Source organism: Enterobacter sp. RHBSTW-00318, from assembly GCF_014101375.1.
In the GTDB taxonomy this organism is placed as follows: domain Bacteria; phylum Pseudomonadota; class Gammaproteobacteria; order Enterobacterales; family Enterobacteriaceae; genus Enterobacter; species Enterobacter ludwigii.
Map to the genome: position 1 here is coordinate 2,135,204 of NZ_JABXQH010000001.1, position 13,536 is coordinate 2,148,739.

Below are 13,536 nucleotides of genomic sequence, written 5' to 3' on the forward strand. Positions count from 1 at the left end.
ATGGAAAAAGTATGAAGAACTGGAAAACGCTGCTGCTCGGTGTCGCTATGGTTGCGAATACCAGCTTCGCGGCCCCCCAGGTTGTTGATAAGGTCGCCGCTGTGGTTAACAACGGCGTCGTGCTCGAAAGCGACGTTGACGGTTTGATGAAATCTGTGAAGCTCAATTCGGGTGAAGCAGGTCAGCAACTTCCGGATGACGCAACCCTGCGCCATCAGATCCTGGAACGTCTGATCATGGATCAGATTGTCCTGCAAATGGGTCAGAAAATGGGTGTGAAGGTCACTGACGAGCAGCTCGATCAGGCCATTGCTAACATCGCGAAGCAGAACAACATGAGCCTGGACCAGATGCGCAGCCGTCTGGCCTATGATGGCATCAGCTATGCAACGTACCGTAATCAGATCCGTAAAGAGATGCTGATTTCGGAAGTGCGCAACAATGAAGTCCGTCGTCGCGTCACGATCCTGCCTCAGGAAGTGGACGCGCTGGCAAAACAGGTGGGTAACCAGAACGACGCCAGCACCGAACTGAACCTGAGCCACATTCTGATCCCGCTGCCAGAGAACCCAACCTCCGACCAGGCTGCGGAAGCTGAAAGCCAGGCGCGTTCGATTGTCGAGCAGGCACGTAACGGCGGTGACTTTGGCAAACTGGCCATCACCTACTCCGCTGACCAACAGGCGCTGAAAGGCGGCCAGATGGGCTGGGGACGTATCCAGGAGCTGCCTTCCATCTTTGCCCAGGCGCTGAGCACGGCGAAGAAAGGTGACATCGTGGGTCCAATCCGTTCAGGCGTGGGCTTCCACATCCTGAAAGTGAACGATCTGCGCGGTCAGAGTCAGAACATTTCAGTTACCGAAGTTCACGCTCGCCATATTCTCCTCAAGCCGTCACCTATCATGACTGACGATCAGGCGCGCGTGAAACTGCAACAGATTGCTGCGGACATTAAGAGCGGAAAAACCTCGTTTGCGAATGCCGCGAAAGAGTTCTCTCAGGATCCCGGCTCTGCTAATCAGGGCGGCGATCTGGGCTGGGCGGCCGCGGATATCTACGATCCTGCGTTCCGTGACGCACTGATGAAGCTGAACAAAGGCCAGATGAGCGCCCCGGTGCACTCCTCCTTCGGCTGGCATCTGATCGAACTGTTGGATACCCGCAATGTTGATAAAACGGACGCGGCGCAGAAAGACAGAGCCTACCGCATGCTGTTTAACCGTAAGTTCTCTGAAGAAGCAGCAACCTGGATGCAGGAACAACGCGCCAGCGCTTATGTGAAAGTACTGAGCAACTAATGAAACAGCATCGTGTTGTGATCACTCCCGGCGAACCTGCCGGGATTGGGCCTGACCTCGTTGTCCAGCTCGCCCAGCGCAGCTGGCCGGTGGAACTGGTTGTCTGCGCTGATGCAACACTGTTACAAGACCGGGCAACGCTGCTCGGTCTGCCTTTAACGCTCATCCCCTACGTTGAAGGCCAGCAGCCTGCACCACAGCAAGCCGGCACGCTTACGCTTCTTCCTGTTCCACTTCGTACTCCCGTCATCCCGGGTCAGCTCAGTACCGAAAACGGCCACTATGTTGTAGAGACGCTGGCGCGTGCCTGCGACGGTTGCCTGAAGGGCGAATTTGCCGCCCTGATCACCGGTCCCGTGCACAAAGGCGTTATCAACGAGGCGGGGATACCGTTTACCGGGCACACGGAGTTCTTTGAAGAGCGCTCGCACAGCCCGAAAGTGGTCATGATGCTGGCGACAGAAGCAATGCGCGTTGCCCTCGTGACGACCCATTTGCCCATCAGGGCCATTCCGGATGCCATTACTCCGTCTCTTTTACGGGAGATCATTGGGATCCTGCATCACGACCTGCAAACCAAATTCGGCATCAAACAGCCGCACGTCCTGGTCTGCGGCCTGAACCCGCACGCCGGTGAAGGCGGACATATGGGTACCGAAGAGATCGACACCATCATTCCGGTGCTTGAAGAAATGCGGGCAAAAGGGATGAACTTAAGCGGGCCGTTGCCTGCCGATACCCTTTTCCAGCCAAAATACCTGGATAATGCGGACGCCGTGCTCGCGATGTACCACGATCAAGGCCTGCCCGTGCTAAAATACCAGGGCTTTGGCCGCGGGGTGAATATCACCCTCGGTTTACCTTTTATTCGAACGTCCGTTGACCACGGTACTGCGCTGGATCTGGCAGGCCAGGGGAAAGCGGATGTCGGCAGTTTTATTACGGCGCTTAATCTCGCCATCAAAATGATTGTTAATACTCAATGACTAATCGAGTCCATCAGGGCCACTTAGCCCGAAAACGCTTCGGGCAAAACTTCCTCAACGATCAGTTCGTGATCGACAGTATCGTGTCTGCCATTAATCCGCAGAAAGGTCAGGCTATGGTCGAAATCGGCCCGGGTCTTGCCGCTCTGACTGAACCCGTAGGCGAACGCCTGGACGAACTGACCGTTATCGAACTCGATCGCGATCTCGCCGCACGCCTGCAAACTCATCCGTTCCTGGGGCCAAAGCTGACGATTTATCAGCAGGATGCCATGACCATGAACTTTGGTGAGCTGTCGGAAAAAATGGGCCAACCGCTGCGCGTGTTCGGTAACCTGCCGTACAACATTTCCACACCGCTAATGTTCCACCTGTTTAGCTATACTGATGCCATTGCCGACATGCACTTCATGTTGCAAAAAGAGGTGGTTAACCGTCTGGTTGCAGGGCCGAACAGTAAAGCGTATGGTCGTTTGAGCGTGATGGCGCAATATTTCTGCAACGTGATCCCGGTGCTCGAAGTACCGCCAACCGCCTTTACGCCGCCACCAAAAGTGGACTCTGCGGTAGTGCGTCTTGTACCGCATAAAATAATGCCGTACCCGGTGAAAGACCTGCGCGTGCTGAGCCGCATTACTACGGAAGCTTTTAACCAGCGCCGTAAAACGATCCGTAACAGCCTGGGCAATCTGTTTACCGTTGAAGTGCTGACTGAGTTGGGTATTGACCCGGCAATGCGTGCAGAAAATATTTCCGTAGAACAGTACTGCAAGCTGGCTAATTACATCAGCGAAAATGCGCCGCCGAAGGAGAGTTAAGCCATGATTGATTCGCCCCGCGTATGTGTCCATGTACAAAGCGTTTATGTTGAATCCCAGTCCTCACCGGATGAAGAACGTTTTGTCTTCGCTTACACCGTGACCATTCGCAATCTGGGGCGGATGCCTGTGCAACTGCTTGGGCGCTACTGGCTTATCACCAACGGCAACGGCCGCGAAATCGAAGTTCAGGGTGAAGGTGTGGTTGGTGAACAGCCCCACATCGACCCTGGCGAAGAGTATCAATATACCAGCGGTGCCGTGATCGAAACGCCGCTGGGTACCATGCAGGGCCATTACGAAATGGTCGACGTCGATGGCAATGTGTTCCGCGTTGCTATTCCTGTGTTCCGTCTCGCCGTTACAACACTCATTCATTAATCTAATGTCTACATATCTGATTGGCGACGTTCACGGTTGCTACGATGAACTGATCGCATTGTTAAAACAGGTCGACTTTACGCCTGGACAAGATACGCTCTGGCTGACGGGCGATTTAGTGGCGCGTGGCCCTGGCTCACTGGACGTTCTACGCTTCGTCAAATCACTGGGCGACAGCGTGCGCATGGTACTGGGCAATCACGATCTGCATTTGCTGGCCGTCTTTGCCGGGATCAGTCGCAACAAACCCAAAGATCGTCTCTCGCCTTTGCTGGATGCCCCGGACGCGGATGTTCTCATCAACTGGCTACGCCGCCAGCCGCTGCTGCAGATCGATGAAGAGAAAAAACTGGTCATGGCGCATGCCGGGATCACCCCTCAGTGGGATCTTGAGACGGCGAAAACCTGTGCGCGTGACGTTGAAGCGGTGCTGGCAAGCGACTCGTATCCTTTCTTCCTCGACGCGATGTACGGCGATATGCCGAATCACTGGAGCGAAGATCTTAGCGGTCTGGCCCGCCTGCGCTTTATTACGAACGCTTTCACCCGCATGCGTTTTTGCTTCCCGAACGGGCAGCTGGATATGTATTGCAAAGAGACACCGGAAAGCGCCCCTGCGCCTCTTAAACCGTGGTTTGCCATTCCCGGTCCGGTGACCAACGCCTATAACGTGGTGTTTGGCCACTGGGCGTCGCTTGAAGGAAAAGGCACACCGGAGGGGATCTACGGTCTCGATACCGGTTGCTGCTGGGGTGGAGAGTTAACCTGCTTGCGCTGGGAAGATAAAACGTACTTTGTTCAGCCATCCAACCGACAGCTGGACTTAGGGGAAGACGAGGCCGTTGCCTCCTGATGAGGATTTCCCTCCCCCGGACGGGAGAGGGACATTCACTTAGCGACGTTCCAGAATTTCGAAGCAGTAGCTGTGGGAGTTCTGCGCATCCGCGTCGTGGAATTCACTGAAGACAGATTCCCACTCATCAGGATCGTAGTCCGGGAAATGCGTATCCCCTTCCACTTCCGCATCAATGTGGGTCAGATACAGCTTCTGTGCTTTAGGCAGGAACTGTTCGTACACACGCCCACCGCCAATCACCATGATCTCCTCGGCATTACCGCATGCGGCAATGGCCTCGTCTACGGACTTCACCCATTCGACGCGATCGTCAGTGCCAGGCTGGCTACTGATAACGATATTTTTACGGCCCGGTAATGGACGACCAATCGACTCCCAGGTCAGGCGGCCCATCACTACCGGCTTGTTTAACGTAGTACGTTTAAACCATGCGAGATCGGCAGGCAGGTTCCACGGCATGGCATTTTCCATACCGATAACACGGTCCACCGCCAGCGCTGCAATCAGACTGATCATTGAAAATTTCCCGGATGCAAAAAATTGCCGCCACTATACGGAAAGCTTAATCTTTCGTCGACTGGCGGCTGAGTAAAGATAGAGAAATTTTTTAATATTGCTGGCAACTCCACTTCACGCGGAAGGTTTACTCTCCGGTTCGTCCGCCGGATCGCCGGTATGCTTGCCCTCTTCCGTGCCCTGCCAGCCGTGACGCTGGATAAGCGACAGGTGATTGCGGTCCTCGTTAATGATTTCCGTCAGCATCGCGCTGGTGCGTTTAAACACCGCTGCACGCTCGGTGGCTGTGCTGCCCGCCATCGCCACCATCTCTTCCACCATCTCGGTGTTAAAGCGGCGGAACAGGTCCGCACGTTCACGGGCTTCATAGGCCCCTAGCCCCAGATTTTCCAGCGCCATCCGGCCAGACTTGAGCGCACCTTCGAACGTTTCACGCTCTGGCGCCTCCACACCTGCCTGACGCAGCCGGATGTAGTGATCCACATCGCGGGCGCGAGAGATAATGGTCAGCTCGGGGAAGTGTTCCTTGACCAGCTCCACCATCTGCATGCTGGTCTCCGGATCGTCGATTGCGTTAATCAACACTTCGGCTTTCGCCGCCCCGGCGGACTCCAGCAGATCAACACGCGTTGCATCCCCGTAAAACACTTTCATGTCGAATTTCCGCAGGGTTTCAACATGGTCGGGATCGTGGTCGAGGATCACCATTTTGACCCCGCTCGACAACAGCAAACGGCCCACGATCTGCCCGAAGCGACCAAACCCGGCGATAATCACCCGTGGCTGCTCCTCGTCGATCTCGTCGGCTTCGCGTTCTTGCTCGCTCCCCGTTTTTTCCAGACGCGCCAGCACCACCAGCAGAACAGGCGTTGCGGCCATCGACAGTGCGACGGCAAGCGTCAGCGCTTTCGCCCACTCAGCATCCAGTACGTTGGCCATCTGCGCCGCGCCAAAGACCACGAATGCAAACTCACTCCCCTGCCCCAGCAGTACGGCAAACCAACGACGCTGCTTGTTGGGCACCGTTAATGGACGCGCTATCAGCCACAACATGCCCATCTTAATGACCAGGAAACCGACCAGCAGGATGAGGATCCGCAGCGGATGCGTTACCAGCGTGCCAAAGTCGATAGACATCCCCACGCCGATGAAAAACAGCCCCAGCAATAATCCCTTAAACGGCTCGATATCACTTTCCAGCGCATGGCGATATTCAGAGCTGGCCAGCAGCACCCCTGCCAGGAACGCCCCCATAGCCATCGATAGGCCGGCTTCCTCAAGCAGCAAACCAAAGCCAAACACCAGGAACAGCGCAACGGCACTGAAAACTTCACGCAGGCCGGAGCGAGCGACAAAGCGCAGCAACGGACGGGTCACGTAGCGGCCAAGCAGAATAACCAGCGCCAGGGCACCAACCACTTTCAGCGCGGAAAGCGCAAAAGCTCCCATGGTCGTTGAGGCACCGCTTGCGGCCAGCAGCGGGATCATCGCCACCAGCGGGATGGCGGCAATATCCTGGAACAGCAGCACCGAAAACGCGCTGCGCCCCATCTGAGAGACCGTCAGGTTGCGCTCGTTCATTGCCTGCATGGCAATGGCCGTCGAGGAGAGTGCCAGCGTCAGGCCGATGAGTGTCGCGACTTTCCAGTCCATGCCCAGCAGGATACAGAACCCACCCAGCAGCAGACCACAGGCCACCATCTGCAACGCTCCCCCACCAAATACCGAAGCACGCAGTTTCCATAACCGCCGGGGATCCAGCTCCAGGCCAATTACAAACAGCATCAGCACGACGCCGATCTCAGCAAAATGGAGAATCGCCTCGGCATCGGTCACCAGACGGAAGCCCCACGGTCCAATGACACAGCCGGCAATCAGGTAACCCAGCACCGAACCCAGCCCCAGACGTACCGCCACGGGTACAATCAGCGCAGCCGCGCCGAGGTAAATCAGCGCCTGTATCAGCGTATGGCTATCCATTGTTCGCCTCCTGCCACTCAAGTAACCGTTGTTTATAATGGCGTGCCTGCGCCTGCAACGTCTCATCATCGCAAACGAACGTACAGTGCATCGCAAAAGGAGGGAGCCAGTTCAGCCCACAATAGAGCGCCGTCGCCTGCAGCGGCTGTGACAGCACCTCAAAGCCCGGGAAAGCACCAATATCGAAGTGGCTTTCTCCCCCGCCGGTGGTCACGGCCCACATCAGGCTTTTGCCTTTAAGCGCGTGACCGTTGTGGCCATACGCCCAGCCGTGGGAAAAGACTTTATCGATCCACAGTTTGAGGAGCGGAGGGGTGCTGTACCATTGCATCGGATGCTGCCAGATAATTAAATCGGCACGAGAGAGCGCCTCCTGTTCGGCGGCGATATCGATATTAAAATCGGGATAAAGTTGATAGAGGGAACGTATCTCTACGTTATCAAGCGTCCTTACCTGCTCAAGCATCCGTTTATTTGCATGCGAGTGATGCGGATACGGATGTGCGTAAATTATCAGAATCATTAATTAGCCTGTTGTTTTACTGCCTTCTTTTACCAAAAGAGTGTAGTCAGTAATTCAACAGGCTAATAGTGAATATTATTGACGGGCTAACGTCAGAAATCTGAACTAGTTATCCAGTTCGCCCATGGATTTCACCTGGTCACGGTTGATCTGTTCAGTTTGACCCGTTTCGGCGTTTTTATAGGAAACCAGACCGGTGTCATCATCGACCTGCGGCTTACCGTCAGTCACTATCGTACGCCCATCCGTGGTTTTTACTGCCTGATTAGATGAACAGCCCGCAACGGTAAACATGGCGGTGGCAGCCAGAACGGACGCGATCAGAAGTTTATTTTGCATGGTGTTTTCCCCTGCTCTCAGTTGAATTTCGTTATCGACCTAACCATTTTAGGCTAACTGACTGAATGCGGTTGGAAAACCAGAAGGTTCTGAAGGTGGGAATAATACCCGGCAGCGAATACTGCCGGGTATGTTGGCTTACTTGTTAATCTGAGCGTGCATTTCCTGAACGGAAATCACCTTCTCGGTGGCATCAGCGTTCAGTGCCATCGCGGTGGCGAAACCACCGTTCAGGGTGGTGTCGTAATGCACTTTGTACTGCAGCGCGCTGCGGCGAATCAGCTTGGAGTCTTCAATCGCCTGACGACCTGCGGTGGTGTTAATGATGTAGGTGTATTCGCCATTCTTGATGCGATCCTGAATGTGCGGACGACCTTCATGCACCTTGTTCACCAGACGCGGATTAATGCCCGCTTCACCCAGCACAATGGCCGTGCCGTGGGTTGCATCCAGCTCGAAGCCCTGTTTCAGCAGCTTAGCCGCCAGGTCAACCACGCGCTCTTTATCGCCTTCGCGAACAGAGAGCAGCGCACGGCCAGATTTTTTCATGGTGGAGTTACTGCCTAACTGCGCCTTCGCGAACGCTTCTGCGAAGGTGCGACCCACGCCCATCACTTCCCCGGTAGAACGCATTTCTGGCCCTAACAGCGGGTCGACGCCCGGGAATTTGTTGAACGGCAGTACCACTTCTTTCACCGAGTAGTACGGTGGGATAATTTCTTTCGTCACGCCCTGCTGTGCCAGCGTCTGGCCCGCCATCACGCGCGCCGCCACTTTCGCCAGCGGAACACCGGTAGCTTTAGAGACGAACGGTACGGTACGTGCTGCACGCGGGTTCACTTCAATCAGGTAGACTTCGTTGTCTTTGACAGCGAACTGGACGTTCATCAGACCGCGAACCTGCAGTTCGAAGGCCAGCTTCTGCACCTGCTGGCGCATCACGTCCTGAATTTCCTGGCTCAGGGTGTACGCTGGCAGGGAACATGCGGAGTCACCGGAGTGAACGCCTGCCTGTTCGATGTGCTCCATGATACCGCCAATCAGCACCATTTCGCCGTCACAGATGGCATCCACATCCACTTCAACGGCATCGTCGAGGAAGCGGTCGAGCAGAACCGGCGCATCGTTGGACACGCTCACTGCCGTCTGGAAGTAGCGACGCAGGTCAGCTTCGTCGTAGACGATTTCCATCGCGCGGCCGCCCAGCACGTACGAAGGACGTACCACCAGCGGGTAGCCAATCTCTTTCGCCTTCTCAACAGCCATCTCGATAGCGGTGACGGTGGCATTGGCCGGCTGTTTCAGCTTCAGACGGTCAACCGCCTGCTGGAAACGTTCACGGTCTTCTGCACGGTCGATTGCATCCGGGCTGGTACCGATTACCGGCACACCAGCGGCTTCCAGCGCGCGCGCCAGTTTCAGTGGGGTCTGGCCACCGTATTGCACGATTACGCCTTTAGGCTTCTCGATACGCACGATTTCCAGCACATCTTCCAGCGTTACCGGCTCAAAGTAGAGGCGGTCGGAGGTATCGTAGTCGGTCGACACGGTTTCCGGGTTACAGTTGACCATGATGGTCTCGTAACCGTCTTCGCGCAGTGCCAGGGAGGCGTGAACGCAGCAGTAGTCAAACTCGATGCCCTGGCCGATACGGTTAGGACCGCCGCCCAGCACCATAATCTTGTCGCGGTCGACGGACGGATTCGCTTCACACTCATCTTCATACGTGGAGTACATGTAAGCGGTGTCGGTCGCGAACTCCGCTGCACAGGTATCCACGCGTTTGTAGACCGGGTGCAGGTCATACTGGTCACGCAGCTTGCGGATTTCCGCTTCACGTACGCCCGCCAGTTTGGCCAGACGCGCATCGGCGAAGCCTTTACGCTTCAGTACGCGCAGGAAGTCAGCGTCCAGGCCATTGATGCCCAGGTCCGCGACTCTTTCTTCCAGACGTACCAGCTCTTCAATCTGCACCAGGAACCAGCGGTCGATGTTGGTCAGGTTGAACACGCCATCAACAGAGAGGCCCGCACGGAACGCATCGGCGATGTACCAGATACGCTCTGCGCCTGCGTCTTTCAGCTCGCGGCGAATTTTGGTCAGCGCTTCAGGGTCTTCCAGGCTCACTTTCGGGTCAAAACCCGTGGCCCCCACTTCCAGGCCGCGCAGCGCTTTCTGCAGGGATTCCTGCTGAGTACGCCCAATCGCCATCACTTCGCCAACAGATTTCATCTGCGTGGTCAGACGGTCGTTTGCGCCGGCGAACTTCTCGAAGTTAAAGCGAGGGATCTTGGTCACAACGTAGTCGATGGACGGCTCGAAGGACGCTGGAGTGCGGCCACCGGTGATGTCGTTCATCAGCTCATCGAGGGTATATCCTACCGCCAGTTTCGCGGCCACTTTCGCAATCGGGAAGCCGGTGGCTTTCGAGGCCAGCGCGGAGGAGCGAGAAACACGCGGGTTCATTTCGATAACAATCAGGCGACCGTTTTTCGGGTTCACCGCAAACTGAACGTTAGAGCCACCCGTTTCTACGCCGATTTCACGCAGTACCGCCATCGAGGCGTTACGCATGATTTGATACTCTTTGTCGGTCAGCGTCTGGGCTGGCGCTACGGTGATGGAGTCGCCGGTGTGGATACCCATCGCATCGAAGTTTTCGATGGAGCAGACGATGATGCAGTTGTCGTTTTTATCACGCACCACTTCCATCTCGTACTCTTTCCAGCCAATCAGCGATTCATCAATCAGCAGCTCTTTGGTGGGGGAGAGATCCAGACCGCGTTCACAAATCTCTTCGAACTCTTCGCGGTTGTAGGCGATACCGCCGCCGGTGCCACCCATGGTGAAGGATGGACGGATGATGCACGGATAACCAACGTCAGCCGCAACAGCCAGCGCTTCTTCCATGGTATGTGCGATACCGGAACGCGCGGTGTCGAGGCCGATTTTCTTCATCGCCACGTCGAAGCGACGACGGTCTTCAGCTTTATCAATGGCATCGGCTGTCGCACCAATCATGGTCACGCCGAACTCTTCCAGCACGCCCTGACGCTCCAGCTCCAGCGCGCAGTTCAGCGCCGTCTGGCCGCCCATGGTAGGCAGAACCGCGTCCGGACGCTCTTTTTCGATGATTTTGCGTACCACTTCCCAGTGAATCGGCTCGATGTAGGTTGCATCTGCCATTTCCGGGTCAGTCATGATGGTGGCCGGGTTAGAGTTCACCAGGATAACGCGGTAACCCTCTTCGCGCAGGGCTTTACACGCCTGGGCACCGGAGTAGTCGAATTCGCAGGCCTGGCCGATCACAATCGGGCCAGCGCCAAGGATCAGGATGCTTTTTATGTCTGTACGTTTTGGCATGGTCTTCTCGGCTCCTGATTATTTAGCGGTCTTACGGTATTGCTCAATAAGTTCGATGAAGTGATCGAACAGCGGCGCGGCATCGTGCGGGCCCGGGCTGGCTTCAGGGTGGCCCTGGAAGCTGAACGCTGGCTTATCGGTACGATGAATCCCCTGCAGGGTGCCATCGAAAAGAGACTTGTGGGTCACGCGCAGGTTAGCAGGCATTGACGCCTCATCCACTGCGAAGCCGTGGTTCTGTGCCGTAATCATTACCGTGTTGTTATCAATATCTTTCACCGGGTGGTTCCCACCGTGGTGACCGAACTTCATCTTCACTGTGTTAGCACCGCTCGCCAGCGCCAGCAGCTGATGACCCAGACAGATGCCGAATACCGGGATATCGGTTTCCAGGAAGGATTTGATGGCGTCGATAGCGTAATCGCACGGTGCCGGGTCGCCAGGACCGTTGGACAGGAAGATACCGTCCGGATTCATCTTCAGTACCTCTTCAGCAGAGGTTTTCGCCGGGACGACCGTCAGGCGGCAGCCGCGGTCGACCAGCATACGCAGGATGTTGCGCTTGGCACCAAAATCGTACGCCACCACGTGGAATGGCAGGTCGCTCTCTTTTTTCGCTTCCGGCAGGTCTCCCGCCAGCGTCCAGCTTCCCTGCGTCCAGCTGTAGGCTTCTGCTGTGGTCACTTCTTTCGCCAGGTCCATGCCGTTCAGACCCGGGAAAGCTTTCGCTTTTTCCAGCGCCAGGGCTGCATCGAGGTTATCTCCTGCGATGATACAACCGTTTTGTGCACCCTTCTCGCGCAGCAGACGCGTCAGCTTACGGGTATCGATATCAGCAATCGCCACGATGTTATGGCGCTTCAGGTAGGAAGAGAGGTCCTCGGTATTGCGGTAGTTGCTGGCAATCAGCGGCAGGTCGCGAATGACCAGGCCTTGCGCATGTACCTGAGAGGATTCTTCGTCAGCAGCATTGGTGCCGACATTGCCGATATGAGGATAAGTAAGAGTAACGATTTGGCGAGAATAGGAAGGATCAGTGAGGATTTCTTGATAACCGGTCATTGAAGTATTGAAAACGACTTCCCCAACCGCCGAACCCGTTGCCCCTATGGCCCGACCGATAAACTGGGTTCCGTCTTCCAGAACCAATAGCGCTGACTTAATCAAAACACCCTCCAGAGAATATTCACTCACTTTATTTGCATATTAATTCATAACCACGTCATGAATCAATGCAAATGTGTTGCCAGCGGATTTTTGGCAAACGGCGGCATTCTGGGGATTTGGTGGCTAAAAGTCAACTTAAAACGGAGATTTGTCATATTCTTTTGCGAGCCTGAGAGAGCCAGGAGAGCTTAAGCGGCAAAAAGATCAGGTAAATCACTGCGGAAAACGCTTGCGCGGCAAGTTTAATGGGAAAGGCCGCTTCGTGGCATCAAAAAGTGGACCAGACGGTCAAAATTTACATTCAGATAACACAAAACACGAAGAAGAGATGAACTTTAGCGTGTAAATTCAGGAAATCATGATGAAAGACATAAAATAAAAGGGCAATAAAATATTGCCCTATGCAATCAAAGCATTACGACTGCAATAACCACATCACGATGGGTAATAACGGTTACAAATTGTTGAGATCAAGCACATCTCGCATATCAAAAAGACCCTCTTTCTTGTCTTTTAACCACAAGGCGGAGCGTACAGCGCCATTTGCAAACGTCATCCGGCTGGATGCCTTATGCGTAATCTCGACGCGTTCCCCAATATCGGCGAACATCGCCGTATGTTCGCCGACGATATCGCCCGCGCGGACGGTAGCAAAACCAATCGTGCCGGGAACACGTTCACCGGTGTGCCCTTCACGGGTGTAGACCGCGCAGTCTTTCAAATCTTTATCCAGTGCATGAGCAATCGCTTCCCCCATCGCCAGCGCCGTACCGGATGGCGCGTCGACTTTATAACGATGGTGCGCTTCAACAATCTCAATGTCGGTATAACTGCCCATGACCTTCGCTGCCTTCTCCAGCAGCTTCAGCATGACGTTCACCCCCACGCTAAAGTTTGCGGCGAAGACAATCGCAATCTCGTGTGAGGCATCCTGAATGGCCTGCTTCCCGGCATCATCAAAACCGGTGGTGCCGATCACCATTCCTTTACCGTGCTGACGGCAAAATGCCAGATGCGTGAGCGTGCCTTCCGGACGGGTAAAATCGATGAACACATCAAAGTCATCTTTTACCGCCTCCAGGCTGCTCTGCACGGTAACGCCTGTCTTACCCGCGCCCGCCAGCTCACCCGCGTCAGCGCCAAGCAACGATGAGCCGTCACGCTCCAGCGCCGCGCCCAGTGCCACGCCATCCATCTGTAGTGCCGCCTGAATCAGCTGGCGACCCATACGTCCACCCGCGCCCGCAATGGCGACACGGATCTGTGCATCATGCATAGTTATTCTCTTACGTTAAAATGATGTAAACCG

Annotated in this window: 12 protein-coding genes; 5 read left to right on the forward strand and 7 right to left on the reverse strand. The window is 55.3% G+C overall.

Features of this window, described 5'->3' with window-relative positions:
- Nucleotides 1–11 precede the first annotated feature (11 nt).
- The 5 genes from surA to apaH are packed head-to-tail and all read left to right on the forward strand — an operon-like array spanning nt 12 to nt 4,336.
- Nucleotides 12–1,298, forward strand: coding sequence for a peptidylprolyl isomerase SurA (surA, locus tag HV157_RS10665; protein ID WP_014168597.1), 1,287 nt, complete (start codon nt 12–14; stop codon nt 1,296–1,298).
- Nucleotides 1,298–2,284, forward strand: a complete 987-nt coding sequence (gene pdxA / locus HV157_RS10670; protein ID WP_020882559.1) for a 4-hydroxythreonine-4-phosphate dehydrogenase PdxA — start codon at nt 1,298–1,300, stop codon at nt 2,282–2,284. The genes surA and pdxA overlap by 1 nt, the downstream gene beginning before the upstream one ends.
- Nucleotides 2,281–3,102 carry a 16S rRNA (adenine(1518)-N(6)/adenine(1519)-N(6))-dimethyltransferase RsmA gene (rsmA, locus tag HV157_RS10675; RefSeq protein ID WP_014168595.1) on the forward strand — a complete coding sequence of 274 codons (822 nt, stop codon included), beginning with the start codon at nt 2,281–2,283 and terminating at the stop codon, nt 3,100–3,102. The genes pdxA and rsmA overlap by 4 nt, the downstream gene beginning before the upstream one ends.
- A 3-nt stretch (nt 3,103–3,105) precedes the next feature.
- Complete coding sequence (gene apaG / locus HV157_RS10680) at nt 3,106–3,483, forward strand: Co2+/Mg2+ efflux protein ApaG (RefSeq protein WP_014168594.1); 378 nt, start codon at nt 3,106–3,108, stop codon at nt 3,481–3,483.
- Nucleotides 3,484–3,487: 4 nt separating this feature from the next.
- A complete protein-coding gene (gene apaH / locus HV157_RS10685; RefSeq protein ID WP_014168593.1) occupies nt 3,488–4,336 on the forward strand; it encodes a bis(5'-nucleosyl)-tetraphosphatase (symmetrical) ApaH in 849 nt (282 codons plus the stop codon).
- A gap of 39 nt (nt 4,337–4,375) precedes the next feature.
- Here the strand turns inward: apaH and folA are convergent, their stop codons facing one another.
- From folA to dapB, 7 genes are all read right to left on the reverse strand, one after another.
- Nucleotides 4,376–4,855, reverse strand: a complete 480-nt coding sequence (gene folA / locus HV157_RS10690; protein ID WP_008502023.1) for a type 3 dihydrofolate reductase — start codon at nt 4,853–4,855, stop codon at nt 4,376–4,378.
- 114 nt (nt 4,856–4,969) lie between these two features.
- Complete coding sequence (gene kefC, locus HV157_RS10695) at nt 4,970–6,835, reverse strand: glutathione-regulated potassium-efflux system protein KefC (protein ID WP_020882558.1); 1,866 nt, start codon at nt 6,833–6,835, stop codon at nt 4,970–4,972.
- Nucleotides 6,828–7,358 (reverse strand): glutathione-regulated potassium-efflux system oxidoreductase KefF, encoded by a 531-nt coding sequence (kefF, locus tag HV157_RS10700; protein ID WP_020882557.1) that lies wholly within the window; start codon nt 7,356–7,358, stop codon nt 6,828–6,830. The genes kefC and kefF overlap by 8 nt, the downstream gene beginning before the upstream one ends.
- A gap of 105 nt (nt 7,359–7,463) precedes the next feature.
- Entirely contained in the window at nt 7,464–7,697 is a 234-nt protein-coding gene (locus HV157_RS10705) for a YgdI/YgdR family lipoprotein (RefSeq protein WP_010427047.1), read from the reverse strand.
- Between the two features lie 138 nt (nt 7,698–7,835).
- Nucleotides 7,836–11,060: a carbamoyl-phosphate synthase large subunit gene (gene carB, locus HV157_RS10710; RefSeq protein ID WP_014168589.1), complete on the reverse strand. Its 3,225-nt coding sequence runs from the start codon at nt 11,058–11,060 to the stop codon at nt 7,836–7,838.
- A gap of 18 nt (nt 11,061–11,078) precedes the next feature.
- Nucleotides 11,079–12,227 (reverse strand): glutamine-hydrolyzing carbamoyl-phosphate synthase small subunit, encoded by a 1,149-nt coding sequence (carA, locus tag HV157_RS10715; RefSeq protein ID WP_020882556.1) that lies wholly within the window; start codon nt 12,225–12,227, stop codon nt 11,079–11,081.
- Between the two features lie 454 nt (nt 12,228–12,681).
- A complete protein-coding gene (gene dapB, locus HV157_RS10720; protein ID WP_047743390.1) occupies nt 12,682–13,503 on the reverse strand; it encodes a 4-hydroxy-tetrahydrodipicolinate reductase in 822 nt (273 codons plus the stop codon).
- Between the last annotated feature and the right edge of the window lie 33 nt (nt 13,504–13,536).

Excerpts from the sequence above, each read along its gene's own strand:
- surA (WP_014168597.1), top strand. The coding sequence starts at position 12 with ATGAAGAACTGGAAAACGCTGCTGCTCGGTGTCGCTATGGTTGCGAAT.
- pdxA (WP_020882559.1), top strand. The coding sequence starts at position 1,298 with ATGAAACAGCATCGTGTTGTGATCACTCCCGGCGAACCTGCCGGGATT.
- rsmA (WP_014168595.1), top strand. The coding sequence starts at position 2,281 with ATGACTAATCGAGTCCATCAGGGCCACTTAGCCCGAAAACGCTTCGGG.
- apaG (WP_014168594.1), top strand. The coding sequence starts at position 3,106 with ATGATTGATTCGCCCCGCGTATGTGTCCATGTACAAAGCGTTTATGTT.
- apaH (WP_014168593.1), top strand. The coding sequence starts at position 3,488 with ATGTCTACATATCTGATTGGCGACGTTCACGGTTGCTACGATGAACTG.
- folA (WP_008502023.1), bottom strand. The coding sequence starts at position 4,855 with ATGATCAGTCTGATTGCAGCGCTGGCGGTGGACCGTGTTATCGGTATG.
- kefC (WP_020882558.1), bottom strand. The coding sequence starts at position 6,835 with ATGGATAGCCATACGCTGATACAGGCGCTGATTTACCTCGGCGCGGCT.
- kefF (WP_020882557.1), bottom strand. The coding sequence starts at position 7,358 with ATGATTCTGATAATTTACGCACATCCGTATCCGCATCACTCGCATGCA.
- HV157_RS10705 (WP_010427047.1), bottom strand. The coding sequence starts at position 7,697 with ATGCAAAATAAACTTCTGATCGCGTCCGTTCTGGCTGCCACCGCCATG.
- carB (WP_014168589.1), bottom strand. The coding sequence starts at position 11,060 with ATGCCAAAACGTACAGACATAAAAAGCATCCTGATCCTTGGCGCTGGC.
- dapB (WP_047743390.1), bottom strand. The coding sequence starts at position 13,503 with ATGCATGATGCACAGATCCGTGTCGCCATTGCGGGCGCGGGTGGACGT.